The organism is Corynebacterium sp. UMB10321, from assembly GCF_030228725.1.
GTDB classification, from domain to species: Bacteria; Actinomycetota; Actinomycetes; order Mycobacteriales; family Mycobacteriaceae; genus Corynebacterium; species Corynebacterium pseudogenitalium.
In genome coordinates, this window is the sequence record NZ_JASOZC010000008.1 from 60955 (window position 1) to 79546 (window position 18592).

Consider the following 18592-nt stretch of genomic DNA (forward strand, 5'->3'; position numbering starts at 1 on the left):
AGTTTTTCAACATGCTTACTCGCCAAAATGTCGCCCAGATGATCGACCACACGCTGCTCAAGCCGGAGGCCACCCACGAGGACGTCGCCAAGCTTATCGACGAAGCTTCGCACCTCGGCACGTTCTCCGTCTGCGTCTCCCCATCCATGCTGCCCATCGAGACCCCAGCTGATCTGAAGGTCGCAGTGGTGTGTGGCTTCCCATCCGGTGCAGTCCCAACTGAGGCAAAGGCCGCTGACGCCGCGCACAGCGTTGCCAACGGTGCGGACGAGGTTGACATGGTCATCAACCTGGGTGCCGCCAAGGAAGGCAAGTGGGACGTCGTACGCGACGACATCGCCGCAGTAAAGAAGGCGTGCGGCGACAAGCTGCTCAAGGTCATCATCGAGTCCGCCGTCCTCACCGACGACGAGATCGTCGCAGCGTGCAAGGCTTCCATGGAGGCCGGTGCCGACTTCGTGAAGACCTCGACGGGCTTCCACCCCGCTGGTGGTGCCTCCGCGCACGCGGTGAAACTGATGCGCGAGACCGTCGGCGACAAGCTCGGCGTGAAGGCCTCCGGCGGTATCCGCGACGCCGCCACCGCGAAGGAAATGATTGAGGCTGGCGCGTCCCGCCTGGGCCTGTCCAGCTCCGCTACGGTGCTGGAGGGGTGGAACTAACAATGGCTACTGATCTTCGTGCACAGGCCGAGGCGTGGATCGCGCAAGATCCCGACCCCGCCACCCGAGAGGCATTAACCGCCGTCCTCGACGACGAGGCTGAGCTCGCGAAGGCCTTCGCAGGCCCCCTGCAGTTCGGCACCGCCGGGCTGCGCGGCGAGATCGGCTTCGGCGAGTCCCGCATGAACCAGGCCGTGGTTATGCGCGCCACCGCCGGTCTCATGGATTGGCTCAAGCAGCAGGTAGACACCCCTCGTGTGGTCATCGGGTGCGACGCCCGCCACGGCTCCTCCAAGTTCGCGCAGGCCGCAGCTGAGGTCGTCGCCGGTGCTGGCGGCCACGCCATGCTGCTGCCGCTGGCCCAGCCGACCCCGCTGACCTCCTTCAGCGTGCGCGCACTCAACGCCGACGCCGGCATCATGGTCACCGCGTCCCACAACCCGAAGTGGGACAACGGCTACAAGGTCTACCTCGGCGGGCGCATCGTCGACGCAGACAACGCTGCCGGCTGCCAGATCATCTCACCTGCCGACGCCGAGATCGCCGCCTGCATCGCCGCCGCACCCGGCGCGACGGAGCTCCCCCTCGACACAAACATCGAGCAGGTGGACACCCGCGAGGGCTACGTCGCCGCCACCAGCGCGCTTAGCGACCTCGACGGCACCCCACCGATCACGATCGTGCTCACACCAATGCACGGCGTCGGTGGCGAACTCGCACGCACCACCCTGGAGGCTGCGGGCTTTGGGGACGTAGTGGGCGTCGAGAAGCAGTGGAAGCCTGATCCTGACTTCCCCACCGTTGCCTTCCCCAACCCGGAGGAGGACGGTGCCCTCGACCTCGCAGTCGAGAAGGCGAACGAGGTCAACGCGGACGTCATCATCGCCCTCGACCCCGACGCCGACCGCTGCGCAGTCGCCGTCCCGGCGCGCACCACCCCAAGCGCGGGCACCCCGCTGGGCAACGGCTGGGTGAAACTCTCCGGCGACGAGACCGGAGCACTGATCGGCGAGTACATGGCGTCGCGCGCGCAGGGCGGTTCGACGGCGTGCTCGATTGTTTCGGGCAGGCTGCTCGGCAAAATCGCGGCAGCGCACGGGCTCGAGCACGCAACGACGCTCACCGGGTTCAAGTGGATCGGACGCACCCCGCAGCTTGTGTTCGGCTACGAAGAGGCGATCGGCTACTGCGTCGACCCGGCGCACGCCCGCGACAAGGACGGCATGTCCGCTGCGGTGATTGTCGGCTCGATTGTAGCGCAGCTCAAGGCCCGCAACATGAGTGTGCTTGAGCAGTTCGACGCCCTGGCCAGCAAGTACGGCCTGTACCGTACCCAGCCGCTGACCTTCCGCGTCGAAGACCTCTCCCTCATCAGCGACGCCATGCAGCGCCTCCGCGCACACACCCCGACGGAGCTCGCTGGCTCTGAGGTTGTCGAGTACGTCGACCTCAACAACGGCTACGGCGCCACCCCAGGCACCAACGGCATCCTGATCCGCACCGCGGACAACGACCGCGTAGTCATCCGCCCGAGCGGCACCGAGCCGAAGCTGAAGTGCTACCTCGAGGTGGTCCTGCCAGTCGAAACGGGAGAGGCGCCTGACTGGGCCGCCGCCGATGCCCGCCTGGCCACCATCAGCGACGCCACCCGCGCGCTGTGCGGAATCTAACTGCGCTATACTATCGAAGGCTTGGGCGCCGATTTGTCGACGCCCAGCTCAGCCTCCATAGCTCAGTGGATTAGAGCAACCGGCTTCTACCCGGTGTGTCGCGGGTTCGAATCCTGCTGGGGGCGCTTTTCGTTTACCCCCGCTGCCTGGCGTTTTGCCTGGTGGTGGGGGTGTTTTTGTTGGTATGGTGGGTTTGAAGAAAGGACCCACAATGAGATTCACACTCCTTGGAGCCGGAACCGGCATCATCACCACCCTCGCAGGCGCCAACCCTCTTTTCGGTCTCGCCTTCCTTGCCGTCGGTTACGGCATCGACAAGAACAAAAAGAAGGCATAGCCGTGCAGCCCATCATTATCGATGAGTAGACCGGCCGCGCCTATGGCGCGTTCCGGAATGTGCCGAGCACTGTGGCGTCTCCCCTGTCACGTGGCGCGCCAGCCGCCCAGGCAGCCCCGTAAAGAACAGCCCTCAAGCAAAACAACTTCACTCGTAGCACACTCGTATGTGCTGGTAGGATAGCGGTCCATTAGGTTCGAGTACCGTTGGGTTCCTGAAGCCTCTCTAAAGTTGGTGATCACTATGTCCAATATTCTTGACGCCGGCCAGTATGTGACCGAACTCATCCCCGGCGTCGACAAGATGAAGCTTTATAAAATCTGCTTCTTTTCCCAAGGCTGGCACCTTGCCTGGACCGGAATGCCATTATTTGAAGAAGAGCTGCAAGCTTGGGCAAAAGGACCCGTCCCCTATGACCTCCGCCGCAGTACAGAAAACGTCGCGCGTGGATGGGAGGTCCCACACGTTCCTGGTGGGAATTCTTCGGCACTTTCGCCATTTGCCCGAGCAACGATTGAAAGCGTTGTGAATTTCTACGGTTCGCTGACATCCGCGGAGTTGTCAGACATGAGCCACGGTCGAGCTTGGCAGGAAGCACGCAGCAACGCGGTCGGGGGCACGCATTGTAGCAGCGCTTTGAGCATGACCACGATGCGCGAAGAGTTCACGGAGTTGCTCCAGTCAGGACATTCTGTCCCAGACTCGCCTTCCCTGCCAGACGTGGATCACCTTCCTAGCTTCGATCATCTGCTTGCCACTGCACATGAAGTCGAAGCGGAATGGCACAACACCCTTTCACTCCTCGCGGACCGGTAATCAACGCAATTGTCTGACCACAGTGAAGCTTCCAGAGAGCAGCTTTTAGCTCAAATGCTCGTGGAGTTGGCGTGCGCAGTGAATCAAGGCTGCGGGGATCGTGTAAACGCGAACGGAGAACCGGAGAGTTATCTTGGATTTACTGTGGACCGGGCTTCTTTGGAAAGTGCAGTTTACGCCCCGTTCCAGTTATTCAGTGGCCAGCCCCGGTACGCCTCGGTGTTTGATAGAGGAGCCGCGCTCACCGTCCATATAGCCAATAACCATCCGTTTGCCGATGGCAACAAGCGCACCGCACTTATCGTTGGGCTCACTTATCTGCGCTTGTTTTCGGTTCATGTCCGAGAGCCAGAGGGCAAGGGACCTGATTTAGCCGCAGGCGAAGAAGGCGCCCGACTGATGGAGTACATCGTTACACATGCCGCGGATTTGGATTCGGTCATCGCACACACCAGCCGCGCATTTCAACGCTGGGCCGATATTGATGGTCTAGCGCGGCGCTACCGACAAAAATAGCATCGCCCCCGATGTACCATGGCGCCATGTCCGTCTCTATTTCTTCCGTTCAGGCCCGCAAGTTGCTGGCCGCAGCGCATGAAACCGAGGAGCGCACCAGGGAGAAACCGGCCGTTCCTTGGGGGTGGATCTTGTGCGCGGCGGTCTGCTTCGGGGCGAGCCTACCGCTGATCTTTGTTCTCGACCAGTTTTGGCCGTTCCTCCTGTTTGTGCCATGTATCGGGTGCATCGTTGTCATCGAGCGACGCAGGTCAAACGGCGTGCGCTCAAGCATCCGACAGCCGGTCAAAGAGGACCCAAAAATGTCGTTTCTTCCCTTCGGCGTGTACTTCCTCTGCATATCGCTCTTGCAGGTCGCCCCGCTTCAGAACAAGGTGTTCTCGAGTCTGCTCGGCGCGTTCGCGACCGTCGTTTTCGTCGTTACGTACGCGAGGAGCTGGAGGAACAATGCCTGATATTTTGTTGCAACCCTCGTGCTTGAGCATCTGCGCCGCACTCTTTGCCGCCGAGGCCACCACCAGCGACGTCGGCGCCGCGGAGAACAAGGAGATGCACCCCAAGCGGCTGCGCACCCTCACCCAGCTAGATAGCGACGCCTACCTCACGGCCATCGACGCACTCAAAGAGGCCGGCTACGTGTCCCTGTTTACGGACCGCAAGGCGAACCCAGACAAAAACGTGGACTGGGTCACCCTGACCGCGACTGGAGCCCGCGCATACCAGGACTGTATCGAGGAGTTGCGCTCGATTGCGGAGTCGGGCAGTCGGGTACCCTGAGGTGCATGACGTTTCCCTCCCCAACTACTGATTCTTTCGCGCTAATTACTGGCGCTTCGCAGGGCATCGGTGAGGCGGTTGCCCGCCAACTTGCTGCTGCTGGCTATAACGTGCTGCTGGTGGCGCGTCGAGAAGCGGTGCTGATGCAGCTTGCCAAGGAGCTGGCACAAGCGCATGGCATCAACGCCGAAGTCTTCGCGGCCGACCTGTCCAAGGAGCGCGACGTGACCGCGCTGCTGGACTACATCGGGCAGAAGAAGATCACCATCTGCGTGAACTCCGCCGGTATCGCCTCCTTTGGTCCGTTTATGAAGCAGGACTGGAACTACGAGACGGACCAGTTCAACCTCAACGCGACGGCGGTGTTCCGCATCACGAAGGCGGTACTGGACCAAATGGTGCCGCGCGGCGAAGGTGCACTGTGCAACGTCGGCTCGGCAGCAGGCAACACGCCGATCCCGAACAACGCAACGTACGTGTTTACAAAGGCGGGCGTCAATACGTTTACGGAGGCCCTGCACTACGAGCTCAAGGACAGCGGCGTACACTGCACTCTGCTCGCGCCGGGCCCGGTGCGAGAGGCAGAAGTTCCTGAGGAGGAGCAGTCGATCGTGGACAAGGTCGTGCCTGACTTCCTCTGGACCACGTACGAGTCCTGCGCGAAGGACACCATCAGCGCGATGCGCAGCAACAAGCGCCGCGTGGTGCCGGGCCCGCTTTCCAAGGTGATGGATTTCGTATCGACGTACGCTCCGCGCGGCGCCCTCGCCCCGATCATGGGGCGGTTCTACGCAAAGATGGGAGAAGAATAGATGGATGTCCCTGCAAAAAACGACCGCATCGTGTGGATCGACCTGGAGATGACGGGCCTGGATACGTCCCGCCACGTCATCGTTGAGGTCGCAGCGCTCGTCACCGATGCCCAGCTTGAGATTCTCGACGAAGGCCTGGACCTGGTCGTCCACGCCACCGAGGATGAGCTCGCCGAAATGGACGACTTCGTACTGAACATGCACACCGAGAACGGGCTTCTCGACGAGATCCGCTCCTCCTCAGTGTCCATCAAGGAGGCCGAGGACGCCGTCCTCGCGCTGATTGCAAAGCACTGCGACCCGGAGCACCCGGCGCCGCTTGCGGGCAACTCCATCGCCACCGACCGTTCCTTCATCCGGGAGCAGATGCCGCGTCTCGACGCCGCCCTGCACTACCGCATGATCGACGTCTCCACCATCAAGGAGCTGTCCCGTCGCTGGTTCCCGCGCGCCTACTACAACCAGCCCGAGAAGGGTCTGGCGCACCGCGCGCTCGCCGACATCGTGGAATCCATCCAGGAGCTCGACTACTACCGCCGTTCCGTATTCACGCCGGACCCAGGCCCAGATTCCGAGCAAGCTGCTGACGCCGCAGCCGCCGCACACGCTCACTACCAGCGGTTTTTGCAATCTTAGGCTTTCGTTGTAAAGTAGTTCCCGCTGTTGAAAAACAGCGATGGTGGCTGTAGTTCAGCTGGTAGAGCACCAGGTTGTGATCCTGGGTGTCGCGGGTTCGAGCCCCGTCAGCCACCCCGAGAGTGCCCCGTGGCCTGTATAAACAGGTTGCGGGGCACATTGCTTTCGACGGCAGGTACGTTAAGCCAAGAATTGTTCCCGGAGCTTTCGATGAGCGGGGAACGTTCTTCATGGACAGGCGTCGAGACCTGGGAAAACACATGTGCTAGTCGACCGAAATGGGCCTGAAACCCAAAAAAGTTCCCGGGCTCAGTGGTGATTTTCGCCTTACTACCCATGAAGATAGTTGGAAGGAAGTTGAGTGATATTCATGACTGGTTCAAGTTATCGATCAAGAGTATTTGGATATAATTTTAGTCGGATCGTACTTATCTTCGCAGTACTCTTATTGTGTGTCTACTTCTTGACCAGAAGAGATCAAACCGCCTTTATCACATGCGGTCTTTTAGTGTCTCTGGCAATTTTCTTTAATGTCGGGGTGTTGCTGAATGATGAAATCCTTCGGATTTCAGTTCTTGGCATTCCAGTTAGCAACGTTCGTTTGGAATCTCTGAAGGGGGCGGAGATCCTTCCCTCGGGCCCCATACTCGAATCCCAAACGTTTGGGGTTCACTTCCTGGATGGCACTATTTCATTCCATGCCGGTTCTGCAAATATCCTCCTACACCGCAATATCGGAAGACCCATTCGCTTGACGGTTAAAGACCCAGAGGAATTTTTACACCTCCTAGCGGAGAACTCCGCTATTCGACCCGCTTCTCACAGTTAAGCCCCCGGTGCCGACACAACTGGCAACCAAAAGCATACCTCGAAGAGCTACTCACTCAAGCATCACCCGATCTGTCGCGTCAGATGCTCGGTGATTTCATCAACCAAATTCTATCTTCCCAAGACGATACTGTCGGCAGCGCTGACTACGGCACCACCAGCGACAACCGCGTCAACCACCGCAACGGCTACCGCCACCGACTACTGGATACACGGGTCAGCACCGTCGATGTGGCTATCCCGAAACTACGCCACGGTTCCTTCTTGTCTGACTGGCTGTTAGAACGACGAACCTGTAGCGAACGTACCATGTAGATAAGCCTCTGGGCACTAAAGTACTCAGAGGTACTATGCAGTTGGTATGGACTGCGGAAGCTGCATTGACTGTCAGTAGCGCGAATACGAGGAGTAAAACATGGTAGACAATTGGAACATAACGTCTTTTGCCTATTACATGAATTCGCTTTTAAAGCGGTATTTTGCTCAAGAAAACCTCATTTCTTCCGGAGCTGTCGAGCTACGGGCAGCTTGGAGAACGGCTCAGTACGTCTACTGCGTATTCTCAGTAATGTCCACGAAAGGACTTGCGTATGTTGGCATGGAAATGCCCCCAATACCGAGTACTGGGGGAGTCTCATCGGAAGAAGATACTGCTGTCAAGGCCTGGGCAGATCAGCTTGCCGGTGATCCATTCGCCGGGGATTTAGACTACGGTTGCGGAGATAAAATAAAATGGCTCGGAACCGTTAACGACAACACGCCTCAACGCTTTATAGAATTGAGGAGAGCGAAGGCAGACAAAAAGATGGGCACAGAGCTTTATATTCCACGAACCGGCCACGGTTAATCATTTACCCCCTGCCTCACCGCGCCTGTTTTAATCTATGTTTTTCTCAATATTGAACCACTGGGGAACCACGTCGCTGCCATCATTGGACTCACGTAGCGGGAACATTGTCTTCACCCCACGTGGCTCTAGTCCGCCAGGGACCCACACTGTAGTTTCTATTACTGCTCGAAGTTCGAACGATCTGCCAGGTCCAATCTTCTTTCCGTCATTTGTACGGAGAGCCTCATAGATAGGAGTTTCATAGATACGGTCGGTACCTTCCATCCTCGCTTCGCAGAGCCCTTTAAAGTACTTGTTTATCGTATATAGGTTCCAAATTCCGTGCTTATGCCTGATCTTGTCATAGCCCCAAGGGCCCCATTTTCCCCTTTTAGCATCCGGGGTGTACCAACCGCGTCGTAGTACCACAGGGGTCCCGCACCTGTCCCGAGTAGACAGCACCACATCATCAGTATAGTCATTACCTCCAGCGATTCCGCTACCTTGTAGGGTAGGTGCATCTTGTTCGAGTCCTGCTCGGGAACTTTTTCTAACAGACCGACTTAAGCGTTCGGGTCCTTTGAACCGCCGGAGCGCTGCTCCCAGTCCAGGTTCCAGTAGCCCAGGCCGTCGTAGCCGTTGAGCGTGCCGCCATTCGTATTCTTGATGATGACCGGATCGCCCCGCTTTACGGTCTGCTGGAACCACTGCGCGTCCGAGTACGTCGCGTTGACACAGCCGTGCGACTGGTTCGTAGAGCCCATCGCCCACACCGCCCACGGCGCGGAGTGCACGTAGATGCCCGAGTAGGACAGCTGGGTGGCGTAGTCCACGGGGGTGACGTAGCCGCCCTGCCCCAGCCCAAGCCCGAACGTACGGGAGTCCATCACGAGCGAGGTGTGCTCATCGCCAACGACGTAGGTGCCGTTCGGGGTGTCGTACTGGAAGTCGGTACCCAGCGATACCGGGAACGAACGGATCTGCTCGCCATTTTGGTAGACGCGCAGCACCTTTTCGTTGTTGTCGATGACTGTCTTCACCTCGTCCCCAATTTCGAAGGTGGTCTCGTTGTCCTGCGCGCCGTAGACGCCGCCGCCGAGGTCCTTGCCGTAGAGGTCGGCCGTCACCTTCACCGTGGTGCCTGGCTCCCAGAACTCCTTCGGGCGCCAGCGCAGCTCGTATGGGTCCAGCCAGAAGAAGCCGCCCTCGGTGTCGTTCGAGGTCTCGACGTCGATGAGCTCCTCAAGTGCCTTCGTATCCTGGATGGGGACGTCGAAACGGAACGTGATCGCCTGCGCGACACCAACAGTCGATCCCTCAAGCGGGCCCATGTACACGTTCGTAGTTGCCGCTGGGACGACCGTGGAAAAGCTCACGGTCTTCTTCTGGCCAGCCTTATCCTTCGCCATGATGGTGTAGTAGCGGCCGTACCCAAGCGGTTCGGTGACCTCCCACTCGGTGCGGTCATCATTGAAGGACGATTCGATAACCTTGCCTGCCTCGTTGGTCATCTCGACTTCTTCGAGCCCGGCTTCGGACTTCACCGTAATCGGGTCGAGGGGTTCGACGTCTGTCGCCTCGTCCTTCACCGAAAACGCCGGGGGCTCTGGTTTGACGGTCGTCTGACCAGTGGTTTCCGCCACCTGGTTGATGCCTTTGCCCGCCTCCGACGAGCACCCAACTACACCCGCCGCCAACACGGCGACAAGGCCAACACCAATGAGAGACCGCCGCATGCTTGTCACGTTTCTCGCTTCCTCACAACACCCGAAGTTTTAGCAACCAACAACACTATCGCCCCAGCACAACGAAACGCTACTTTACAACGACCCGAAACGATAACCGTTACATAACGATCGAAAATAACCACCTTGACCAGGCGATTTTACACCCTGCAAACCTTAGTGTTACTGTATTCAACGTTGACAACGAGGACAGCCTCCAAGACAACAAGCGCCATTAGCTCAATTGGCAGAGCAACTGACTCTTAATCAGTGGGTTCGGGGTTCGATTCCCTGATGGCGCACCACCTTAACCCCCCTGACCAGCGGGAACAGTACCGCAGGCCAGGGGATTTTTCGTATCTTAACCCAAATCCCCCATAAATTCCCCCATACTTTGAAACGCCCCGAGCAGGCGCGCCACCGGCTAGGCTATCGGCATGACTGTCGCTTGCATCCTTGTTGATATCCAAAATGACTTCTGCCCCGGCGGCTCCCTCGGCACCGCGAAGGGTGATCTCGTCGCCGAAGGCGTGCGCACACTGCTCGAAGAACACAGAGACGACTACGACTTCGTGCTCGCCACGCAGGACTGGCACATCGACCCGGGCACCCACTTCTCGCAGGACCCGGATTTTGTGGATACGTGGCCAGTCCACTGCGTTGCTGACACCGATGGCGCACAGCTCCGCGCACCGCTGGCGTCGATAAGTATTGACAAGTACTTCCGGAAGGGGCACTACACCGCTGCTTATTCCGGGTTTGAGGGCGTCACTGACGGCGATGTGCTGCTCGGCGACTGGCTGCGCGAGAACGGCGTCACCGCCGTCGATGTGTGCGGCATCGCGACGGACCACTGCGTGCGCGCCACGGTGCTTGACGCTCGCAAGGAGGGTTTCGACGTCCGCGTCCTCGCCGACCTGTGCTCCCCCGTCGATGAAGAGCGTGGGCAAGCCGCGCTGCGTGAGATGGAAGCGGCAGGTGCGACGATCGTCGTGAAATAACAGAAAACCCCGCTCCTCCAGCGTGGAGGGCGGGGTTTGATTGTGAACTAGCGCTGAGAGAGCAGCTCCTGCAGCTTCTTCAGCTCGCTCTTGCGCTTGCGGCTATTAAACACCTTGATGCCGACAAGTGCTGCCACGCCAACGCCGATGCCGATCAGGACCTTCTGGACGGTCTCATCCTGCAGCCAGTTGGCAGCTTCGCTCTTCGCGCTGTCTGCAAGGTTGGATGGCTGAGCGCGGTCTGCGAGCTCATCGAGGGTGCTAGCGAGCTTCGAGCGGGTCTCTGCAAGGCTGCGCTCAATGTCATGAATATCTCGTGCCACGATCTACATACTCCTAGATGTGTTAACTATTTACAGAACTTCCAACCAATCTAGTGTAAAACGGGGAATTATGACTGACAACATTCGACTCGAACAAGGCGACACCGCCCCCGCATTCACCCTGACCAGCGACAAAGGCGAAACCGTTTCGCTTGCAGACTTCGCCGGCAAGCGCGTTATTGTCTACTTCTACCCACGCGCCAACACCCCGGGCTGCACCAAGGAAGCTTGCGACTTCACCGAGCACCTCGAAGTGTTTAACGACGCCAACATCGCTGTCGTCGGCATCAGCCCCGACAAGCCGGAGAAGTTGGCGAAGTTCCGCGAAGACCACGACCTGAAGATCACCCTGCTTTCCGATCCGTCCAAGGAAACCATGACCGCCTACGGCGCATTCGGTGAGAAGAACAACTACGGCCGTATCGTGCAGGGCGTCATCCGCTCCACCATTCTCGTTGGCGCCGACGGCAAGGTTGAGCAGGCGCAGTACAATGTTCGCGCAACCGGCCACGTCGAACGCATCCTGCGTGACTGGGACCTGAATGCAACCACCGGCGCATAAGATGATATCTTTGGCGCCGTGGATAAGAATACGACGCCAAACCAAGACCCCTACCTCAAAGACGAGTACAACCCCGACCGCCCTGCCGAGCCCAAGAAGCAGCGCGCAATAATCGCGACCATCGCGATCGCGGCCTTGGTCGCTCTCGGCGGCTGGCTCATCTACGGGCCGGAGCAGGACGAAGCACCCACCCAGTCGACAGACGGCTCTGTCCAGTTCCCGATCGACGCGCCGTAGTTTTGCGGCTTCCGCTACTCAGCTTTTGGCTTAAGGGACATTTTGTGTGTATAAATCTATCTGGTTTCCCGGGATGACCTCGGCCAACAACCAGATATGGTTTTCAAAACAGTTCCATTCGCCCGTTTTGAGAAATCAACACCGAATGACGCCTGGTGTGTGATCTGGAGTCTGCGGGTAGCGCAGGGACCCGCGGCATCGAGGGCTCTAGGGGACTAGAACCAGCCGCCTGTGCGTTGGGCGGTCGCATATAGCCAGGGGGACGAGCAAAGCCCTTGACGTGCACAATTCTGGTCGCATAGAGGTATCGGGGGTTCCGGTCGACCTCATTGCGTCGACCAACCCAGGTCAGCGGTGATTTGGATGATTTTGGGGCTATTTTGCCGATTTTGCGCTGACCTGCGTTGGTAAACCGGAGTAGGTCGACGGGAAGAGGTCGACGGGCCGAAAGAATTCGATACCGGCATTGATCATCAGTGGAACCCCAGCTTAGGCGTGAGAAAAGGGTGGGCTGGACGCAGTTAGTTACACACAAAATGTCCCTTAAGCCCAGCTTTTGGCTTTTGCGGCGCGCACAAAAGAACCTCCGACACTGCGTCATTTGCAATCCCGGAGGCTCTTTCCTCTTGTGCGCCCGGTGAGACTTGAACTCACACGTCAAAGACACTGGAACCTAAATCCAGCGCGTCTGCCAATTCCGCCACGGGCGCATAAAGCGCCTTTCATCCTACACACTGCACAAGTGGGCACAAACTAGCAGGAAGGACCGGGGTTGCTGCTACCAGGTTGGGGGAGGTGTCCGCCGCGCGGACACGCGATCCACTCCACCGGTCAGCGGCAAGACATCAAATGTTTCCGCCGCGCGGATACACAACCCCATTTCATCTTCCGCCCCGCGGACTCTTCTACCTCACTGTCACTGTCCGCCGCGCGGACTCTCGATCCCCTGCATCTGTCCGCGGCGACACGCTTACCAGCACCAACCTTCCAGCATCGCATCAGGGGTGTCCGCCGCGCGGACACACACCCCCATTTCATCTTCCGCCCCGCGGACTCAGGATCCACTCCCCCGTTGTCCGCCGCGCGGACACGCGATCTGCTCCACCTGTCAGTGGCAAGACGCCAAATGTTTCCGCCTCGCGGACACACGCAACCGCAGAACAAGTATCGGGGTCGCATAAGTTGTCGGAGGGGGCGTCGATAAGTGTTGTTGCTAGACTGAAGCACTGTGAGCGAGCAAAACAGTTTCCCAGGTGAAGAGGGCGCGCCGAAGCGTCGGCACGTTCGGGTTCGCGCGTGGCACGTCGTGTTGCTCATCGCCGCGGTGATTACGTGCTGTCTGCTGGCGTACTGGCAGTGGACCCGCTACCAGTCCGGGACGGGGACGTTCCAGAACCTGGGGTATGCGTTGCAGTGGCCGTTCTTCGGTGCGTTTTTCGTCTACGCCTACAAGGCAGGGTTAAAGATGGAAAACGAAAAGATTGATGCGCTGAACGCATCGGGGTCGATGGATGAGCTCTACGAGGCGGACCTCGCACGCTACGGCGCGGACGGCAGCCGTGACCCGGTGGAGATTGATGAGGATTTCCTGCCGGAGCGTCCTACGCTCGATGTGGAAGAATACAACTCAATGCTCGCACCACGCCGTCGTGGTTCGACGGAACCAAACAGCGAGCCGAAGAGCGAACCGAACAGAAAGTAAGAGGCCTGAAAGTATGACCGAGCCGCAGCCAAACGCAGCAGCCCCCAAGATTCACCCGGAGCGCCAGCGCCGAGTAAAGCAGGCACTCACGGCGTTTTCCGTCGCCGCGTGGACAACCGGCATACTGCTGCTGCTTCTGTGCACACGCATGATCATGCAGTACCTCCTGCACATGGACGTGTCCATGCTGGAGTGGGTGGCGCGCGTGCACGGCCTGGCGTACATCCTGTTCCTGGTCACCTCGCTGAACCTGGGGCTGAAGGCCCGTTGGGCTGCGCAGACGTGGGCGGTGACCGCGATTTCGGGCGTCGTCCCCTTCTTGTCGTTCTGGGTGGAGGCGAAGCGCCGCAAGGAGGTCACGCGCACGTTCCAGCTGCGCTAGCTGCCCACGTTAGCTGCGCAGCGCCGCGATGTGCGGTGCAAGCGCCCGCAACGCCGTCCCACGGTGTGAGCGGGCGTTTTTCTCTTCCGGAGTGAGCTGCGCTGACGAGCGGCCGGGGGTGTCGGCTGGTTGGAAGATCGGGTCGTAGCCGAAGCCGTGCTCGCCCTTCGGGGCTTCGAGCAGGCTGCCTTCCCAGCGGCCTTCCGCGGTGAACTCCTCGCCTTGCGGGGTCACGAGTGCGCAGCAGGACACGAACGCCGCGTCACGCTGAGCGATGTCCGCCATCTGGGCGAGCAACAAATTGTTATTCGCGGTGTCGGTGTCCTCGGCTCCGTGCTGCCCAGCATGCCCAGACCAGCGGGCGGAGAGCACGCCCGGCATCCCGTTGAGCGCTGCAATGGCCAGGCCGGAATCGTCCGCCACGCACGGCAGCCCGGTGGCTGCTACCCCGGCGCGCGCCTTGATCAGCGCGTTCGCTTCGAACGTCAGCCCGTCTTCTTTCGGCTCCGGGTACGGCTCCACGTCGCCGAGGGCGACGAGTTCCACGCCGTCGATGCCGCAGTCGTCGAGTACCTGCTGGAGTTCTTTGAGCTTCTTTGCGTTATTGGACGCAACCAGCACCCTTACCGTCATGCCAGCGCGGCTTTCTGTGCCTGGATGAGCTCGTTCAAGCCCTTTTGTGCCACGTCGAGCATCTGGTTGAGCTCCTCGCGGCCGAACAGGCCGTGCTCGCCGGTGCCCTGGACTTCGACGAAGTTGTCGCCCTCCTGCATGACTACGTTGAGGTCAACTTCAGCGCGGGAGTCTTCCTCGTACGGCAGGTCGAGGCAAACGCGGCCGTCGATAATCCCTACGGAGACTGCGGCGACTGGCGCGAGCAGCGGCTCACCCGGTACGACGCCGCGTTCCTTGAGGACGGAGATGGCGTCCGCAAGCGCGACGTACGCGCCGGTGATGGAGGCGGTGCGGGTGCCGCCGTCGGCTTGGAGGACGTCGCAGTCGAGCTGGATTGTGTTCTCCCCCAGCTGGCGCAGGTCCACCGCAGCGCGCAGCGAACGCCCGACCAGGCGGGAGATCTCGTGGGTGCGGCCCTTCACCTTGCCGCGCATCGATTCGCGTGGCATGCGCTCGTGGGTTGCGGCCGGGAGCATGGAGTATTCGGCGGTCAGCCAGCCTTCGCCGGAATCCTTCTTGAAGCGCGGCACGCCTTCCTCGATGGAGGCGGTGCACATGACGCGGGTGTTGCCGAACTCTACAAGGACGCTACCTGCCGGGTTCGAGGTAAACGAGCGGGTGATACGCACCGGTCGCATTTCGTCGAGAGCGCGCCCGTCTGCGCGCAGAAAATCAGAAGTTGTCATGCACTCCAGGGTAACGCACTGCGCTACAGCTCGAAGCAGGCGCCGGGCTCGCCGAGCACCGTCGGCCCGCCGAACTCGCGCGCAGCGGCCTCAAGGGTGGCCTGCTGGTCCGCCCACGGCTGGATGTGCACAACCACGAGCTTTTTGACGCCCGCTTCGCGCGCAATCCGCCCCGCCTCTTCACCAGAAAGGTGCATGCCGGGCGCCATCCCCTCGGATGTCGGACCCCAGGCGGCCTCGCAGAGGAAGAGATCCGCGTCGCGGGCCGCCTCGACTAGGTTAGGCGTGACCCCGCTATCGCCCGAGTAGACCAGCGTCGCGCCGGTCTTCTTGCACGTAACCCGCAGCGCGTGCGATTCCTGCGCCGGGTGATCCACCGGGAACGGGGTGACCTGCACGCCATCTATCTCAACCGGGGTGCGAGGGCTCCACGTGTGTACGTCAAAGGTGTCACTGATGTCGTCGACCTCGTCGGCAGTGTTCGCAGCCATTCGGCCAAAGTGTGTCGCGGCGTGGCCTGGGCCGTACAGCTTATGCGCGCACTCCGCGGGCTTCTCCGGGTGGTAGCGCCGCCATACCAGCAGCGAGGGCACGTCAGAGCAGTGATCCGCGTGCAGGTGCGAAAAAATCAGGTGCGCGTTGGAAGGATCCATTTCCTCGCGCGTCTGCATCGCAGCCAATGCGCCTGGCCCAAAGTCCATCAGTATGTCCGGATTGCCCGGAGTACTGATCACATAGGACGAGCCGGGATTACCGGGGGCGCCTAAACTCCCTGAACACCCGAGAATGGTCAACTTCATGGAATTACTGTGCCATGAAAACTACGTAATTTCTAACGTTTCCACTAAAAACGCTCAGTTTTGTAGCCATGTCAGTAAAATCTGGCAGCTGTGGCCTAGCTCATGGGGTGGTTTACGGCGTGCACCATCGGCCCAAGGAAGCGCGTCGCGAGGGAGTCAAACACTGCCGGGTCGCCGGTGGATTCAAAGGTTCGCGTTGGTTCCACCTCGGGATCCGCCAGCAAGTCGCGCTCAGTGAGGATGCGGAGCACGTCCTTCGCAGTCTCCTCCGCTGAGGACACGAGCGTGACGTCGTCCCCCACGGCCAGCTGCACGATGCCAGAGAGAAGCGGATAGTGGGTGCAGCCCAGCACCAGCGTATCGACGCCCGCTTCGCGCTGCGGCGCCAAGTACTCCTTGGCAATGCTGAGGATCTCCGGGCCCGACGTCACGCCACGTTCCACGAACTCGACAAACCGCGGGCAGGCAGTGGCCGTCACCTCCAAACTTGAGTTGAGCGCGAACAGGTCCTGGTAGGCCCTGGAGGTGATGGTGCCCTGGGTGCCGATCACACCAATCTTGTTATTTCGCGTGGTCGCGATTGCGCGCCGCACTGCCGGCTGGATGACCTCGACGACGGGGATGTCGTAGCGCTCGCGGGCGTCGTGCAAGAACGCTGAGGTGGCCGTGTTGCAGGCGATGACCAGCATCTTGCAGCCGCGGGCAACGAGTTCGTCTGCGATACGCATCGCATGTTTGCGCACCTGCGCAATCGGCTGTGGACCATACGGGCTGTTCGCGGTGTCACCGATGTAGACCATCGACTCGTTGGGCAGCTGGTCGATGACGGCGCGGGCTACCGTCAGGCCGCCCACGCCAGAGTCGAAAAGACCGATAGGAGCATTGTTCTCGAGCGTTTTCACGTCACATCATCCTAGTCCATAGGGCTGATTCGGATTCTTGCGCTGTTTCTTCTGCGCTTTCTTCATCGCGAGCTCCGGCGGGTCGTCCGAGGTGATAATCATGCCCGCCGCCATGCCGCCAATCGCTCCAAAGAGGTGCGCCTGCCAGCTAACGCCCTCGACGAGCGGCAGCACGCCCCACATCAGACCCGAGTACGTAAACCCGAGGATGACACCAAGCAACACCTGGCGCGCCGACCTATTAAAGAAGCCGCGCACCAGCAGGTACGCCAGCCACCCGTAGACCAGGCCCGAGGCGCCAATGTGGTTCGTGCCGATACCGCCAAACAACCAGGTTCCGATGCCGCCAATCAGCACCACAAAGGCCGTGACCTCCCAGAACACCCGCTTACCGGAGTACCCCACCAAGAACGCGAAGAGCGCCCCCAATCCGGTGTTGCCGATCAGGTGGTCCAGGTCAGCGTGCAGCAGCGGCGAAGTGAGAATGTGCCAAATACTTGTCAGATCCAGCGGGTGCACGCCAAAGTCGTTGAGCGCCCCGCCGAACACTGCCATGTTCAGGATGTGCACGGCCCAGATAATCGCGATGTAGCCGAGGGCGAACAGCAGCCCGGTTCTGCGCTGCTGCTTGAACTTGCTCTTGCGCTGCGCGGCGGGGTCCATCGCAGGGTCGACGCCAAACGCGGCAAGCTGCTGGTCCGGGTGCGAGAACGGGCGGTCGAAGGGCTTGCCGTAACCCGGCTGCCCAGTCTGGCCGTAGCCCCAGCCTGGCCTTGGTGCGTGTGGAGGTTGCGTCATATGCTTACTCGCCCATCATCGCCTGCAGCAGCGACTCCTGGCAGAACGCCAACCACTCGATGAGCTGCGCGCGCTGCTGCTCGGCGGCTTCGCCGCCACGGTCGTCGGCCGAGACATACAGGCGCATGTCGTTGAGCGCCGCCAGGAACTGGTGTGCCTCCTCTTCTTCGATGGTCACCTCAACGCCACCGGTTGGGCCCAGCGCCTCGTTGACCACCTGCAGGTTGGTCAGCTTCGCCTTGATGATGTCGTTTTCGTGCAAGCTGCGAAGCAGGCCGTTGTCGCCCTCGAACTCCTCGTCCTGCTCCCGCTCAAAGTCCGGCAGCAGGCGGGCCAGCTTCGGGTCCGTCGGCGCCTCCGAGTGACCCACAGACAGTCCCATCATCTCCGAGAACTCGTCGCGCGGCGCGGACTGCGCCCTAGCGATCAACGCCTCGGACACCGTCGCCGTCAAGTCCCCGATGATCTCGCGCTCGAGGGGGTCAAACAGCGTCGTAAATTTGATGCCTGAGCGCAACAGGCCCTTCTTCTTCCGCCAAGCTTGCATTCGCTACTCTCTCCTTGCCCTGGCCTATCCGGCCTGCTGCATTGTTGCCCAGAGGCCAGCGGTGTGCAGCTTCTTCACGTCGCCTTCGACCTTGTCTTTTTCACCAGAGGACACCACCGCTTTCCCCTCGGTGTGCACCTGCATCATGAGCTCCTGGGCGCGCTTGCGGTCGTAGCCCAGGACTGTTTGGAAAACGTAGGTGACATAGCTCATCAGGTTGACGGGGTCGTCCCACACTATGCACATCCACGGCAGGTTTTCGCTCGTCGCAACCTCGACGTCGATGGCTTCGTCGAGCTCAGGAGACGCCATCGGCGAACTCATCGCTACAATTCCTGTCTTTTTCATGTGCACCACCTTACCTGCTTCA

Annotated in this window: 24 protein-coding genes, 4 tRNA genes and 1 pseudogene; 19 read left to right on the plus strand and 10 right to left on the minus strand. The window is 60.1% G+C overall.

Going from position 1 to position 18592, the window contains the following annotated elements:
* Positions 1-11: 11 nt before the first annotated feature.
* The 13 genes and pseudogenes from deoC (at position 12) to QP752_RS08570 (ending at position 7901) form a co-directional block, all read left to right on the plus strand.
* On the plus strand, positions 12-662 hold the full coding sequence (gene deoC / locus QP752_RS08510) for a deoxyribose-phosphate aldolase (protein ID WP_284805266.1): 651 nt from the start codon (positions 12-14) through the stop codon (positions 660-662).
* Positions 663-664: 2 nt separating this feature from the next.
* On the plus strand, positions 665-2332 hold the full coding sequence (locus tag QP752_RS08515; protein ID WP_070478442.1) for a phospho-sugar mutase: 1668 nt from the start codon (positions 665-667) through the stop codon (positions 2330-2332).
* Between the two features lie 51 nt (positions 2333-2383).
* Positions 2384-2457 (plus strand) — tRNA-Arg (locus QP752_RS08520).
* 86 nt (positions 2458-2543) lie between these two features.
* Positions 2544-2669 carry a hypothetical protein gene (locus QP752_RS08525; RefSeq protein WP_255365827.1) on the plus strand — a complete coding sequence of 42 codons (126 nt, stop codon included), beginning with the start codon at positions 2544-2546 and terminating at the stop codon, positions 2667-2669.
* Between the two features lie 243 nt (positions 2670-2912).
* A complete protein-coding gene (locus QP752_RS08530) occupies positions 2913-3485 on the plus strand; it encodes a Panacea domain-containing protein (RefSeq protein WP_070362005.1) in 573 nt (190 codons plus the stop codon).
* 9 nt (positions 3486-3494) lie between these two features.
* Positions 3495-4001, plus strand: coding sequence for a type II toxin-antitoxin system death-on-curing family toxin (locus tag QP752_RS08535; protein ID WP_218117848.1), 507 nt, complete (start codon positions 3495-3497; stop codon positions 3999-4001).
* A gap of 26 nt (positions 4002-4027) precedes the next feature.
* Positions 4028-4456, plus strand: a complete 429-nt coding sequence (locus tag QP752_RS08540) for a hypothetical protein (RefSeq protein WP_256005409.1) — start codon at positions 4028-4030, stop codon at positions 4454-4456.
* Complete coding sequence (locus QP752_RS08545) at positions 4449-4778, plus strand: transcriptional regulator (protein ID WP_256005411.1); 330 nt, start codon at positions 4449-4451, stop codon at positions 4776-4778. Before QP752_RS08540 ends, QP752_RS08545 begins: the two co-directional genes overlap by 8 nt.
* A gap of 5 nt (positions 4779-4783) precedes the next feature.
* Positions 4784-5590 (plus strand): mycolate reductase, encoded by an 807-nt coding sequence (gene cmrA / locus QP752_RS08550; protein WP_070975247.1) that lies wholly within the window; start codon positions 4784-4786, stop codon positions 5588-5590.
* Complete coding sequence (gene orn / locus QP752_RS08555) at positions 5591-6226, plus strand: oligoribonuclease (protein WP_284805267.1); 636 nt, start codon at positions 5591-5593, stop codon at positions 6224-6226.
* A 43-nt stretch (positions 6227-6269) separates the two neighbouring features.
* A tRNA-His gene (locus QP752_RS08560) sits at positions 6270-6342 on the plus strand.
* 748 nt (positions 6343-7090) lie between these two features.
* Positions 7091-7366: pseudogene (locus QP752_RS08565) on the plus strand (transposase); the annotation flags it as partial.
* A 103-nt stretch (positions 7367-7469) separates the two neighbouring features.
* Complete coding sequence (locus tag QP752_RS08570; RefSeq protein ID WP_083329376.1) at positions 7470-7901, plus strand: hypothetical protein; 432 nt, start codon at positions 7470-7472, stop codon at positions 7899-7901.
* A gap of 545 nt (positions 7902-8446) precedes the next feature.
* On the opposite strand, the gene QP752_RS08575 is transcribed toward QP752_RS08570, so the two are convergent.
* Complete coding sequence (locus QP752_RS08575) at positions 8447-9619, minus strand: Ig-like domain-containing protein (RefSeq protein ID WP_284805268.1); 1173 nt, start codon at positions 9617-9619, stop codon at positions 8447-8449.
* Between the two features lie 217 nt (positions 9620-9836).
* Here QP752_RS08575 and QP752_RS08580 point away from each other — a divergent pair.
* Together QP752_RS08580 and QP752_RS08585 are read left to right on the plus strand one after the other, a co-directional pair.
* A tRNA-Lys gene (locus QP752_RS08580) sits at positions 9837-9912 on the plus strand.
* A gap of 132 nt (positions 9913-10044) precedes the next feature.
* A complete protein-coding gene (locus QP752_RS08585) occupies positions 10045-10608 on the plus strand; it encodes an isochorismatase family protein (protein ID WP_070478456.1) in 564 nt (187 codons plus the stop codon).
* A gap of 47 nt (positions 10609-10655) precedes the next feature.
* Here the strand turns inward: QP752_RS08585 and QP752_RS08590 are convergent, their stop codons facing one another.
* Positions 10656-10931, minus strand: coding sequence for a DUF3618 domain-containing protein (locus tag QP752_RS08590; RefSeq protein WP_070361996.1), 276 nt, complete (start codon positions 10929-10931; stop codon positions 10656-10658).
* A gap of 70 nt (positions 10932-11001) precedes the next feature.
* Here QP752_RS08590 and bcp point away from each other — a divergent pair, with 70 nt between their 5' ends.
* Together bcp and QP752_RS08600 are read left to right on the plus strand one after the other, a co-directional pair.
* On the plus strand, positions 11002-11493 hold the full coding sequence (bcp, locus tag QP752_RS08595) for a thioredoxin-dependent thiol peroxidase (RefSeq protein WP_070975250.1): 492 nt from the start codon (positions 11002-11004) through the stop codon (positions 11491-11493).
* Between the two features lie 18 nt (positions 11494-11511).
* Positions 11512-11730, plus strand: a complete 219-nt coding sequence (locus tag QP752_RS08600; RefSeq protein ID WP_070975251.1) for a hypothetical protein — start codon at positions 11512-11514, stop codon at positions 11728-11730.
* A 629-nt stretch (positions 11731-12359) separates the two neighbouring features.
* Here QP752_RS08600 and QP752_RS08605 read toward each other — a convergent pair.
* A tRNA-Leu gene (locus QP752_RS08605) sits at positions 12360-12440 on the minus strand.
* A gap of 518 nt (positions 12441-12958) precedes the next feature.
* Here QP752_RS08605 and QP752_RS08610 point away from each other — a divergent pair.
* Positions 12959-13432, plus strand: a complete 474-nt coding sequence (locus QP752_RS08610; RefSeq protein WP_071573755.1) for a hypothetical protein — start codon at positions 12959-12961, stop codon at positions 13430-13432.
* Between the two features lie 13 nt (positions 13433-13445).
* Positions 13446-13814 carry a DUF3817 domain-containing protein gene (locus tag QP752_RS08615; RefSeq protein ID WP_284805269.1) on the plus strand — a complete coding sequence of 123 codons (369 nt, stop codon included), beginning with the start codon at positions 13446-13448 and terminating at the stop codon, positions 13812-13814.
* Between the two features lie 9 nt (positions 13815-13823).
* Here QP752_RS08615 and rdgB read toward each other — a convergent pair whose 3' ends face one another.
* The 7 genes from rdgB to clpS form a co-directional block, all read right to left on the minus strand.
* The gene (rdgB, locus tag QP752_RS08620; protein ID WP_252932034.1) at positions 13824-14447 is read right to left on the minus strand and encodes an RdgB/HAM1 family non-canonical purine NTP pyrophosphatase; all 624 of its coding nucleotides are present in this window, start codon (positions 14445-14447) and stop codon (positions 13824-13826) included.
* Positions 14444-15175 (minus strand): ribonuclease PH, encoded by a 732-nt coding sequence (gene rph / locus QP752_RS08625; protein WP_070361990.1) that lies wholly within the window; start codon positions 15173-15175, stop codon positions 14444-14446. Before rph ends, rdgB begins: the two co-directional genes overlap by 4 nt.
* 23 nt (positions 15176-15198) lie before the next feature.
* On the minus strand, positions 15199-15975 hold the full coding sequence (locus tag QP752_RS08630; protein ID WP_070361989.1) for an MBL fold metallo-hydrolase: 777 nt from the start codon (positions 15973-15975) through the stop codon (positions 15199-15201).
* A gap of 95 nt (positions 15976-16070) precedes the next feature.
* The gene (murI, locus tag QP752_RS08635; RefSeq protein WP_252932033.1) at positions 16071-16877 is read right to left on the minus strand and encodes a glutamate racemase; all 807 of its coding nucleotides are present in this window, start codon (positions 16875-16877) and stop codon (positions 16071-16073) included.
* Positions 16878-16883: 6 nt separating this feature from the next.
* Positions 16884-17540 (minus strand): rhomboid family intramembrane serine protease, encoded by a 657-nt coding sequence (locus QP752_RS08640; protein ID WP_256006645.1) that lies wholly within the window; start codon positions 17538-17540, stop codon positions 16884-16886.
* Positions 17541-17679: 139 nt separating this feature from the next.
* Positions 17680-18222, minus strand: a complete 543-nt coding sequence (locus tag QP752_RS08645; protein ID WP_070361986.1) for a DUF2017 domain-containing protein — start codon at positions 18220-18222, stop codon at positions 17680-17682.
* A gap of 24 nt (positions 18223-18246) precedes the next feature.
* Positions 18247-18546, minus strand: a complete 300-nt coding sequence (gene clpS, locus QP752_RS08650) for an ATP-dependent Clp protease adapter ClpS (protein ID WP_071565662.1) — start codon at positions 18544-18546, stop codon at positions 18247-18249.
* Positions 18547-18592 lie beyond the last annotated feature (46 nt).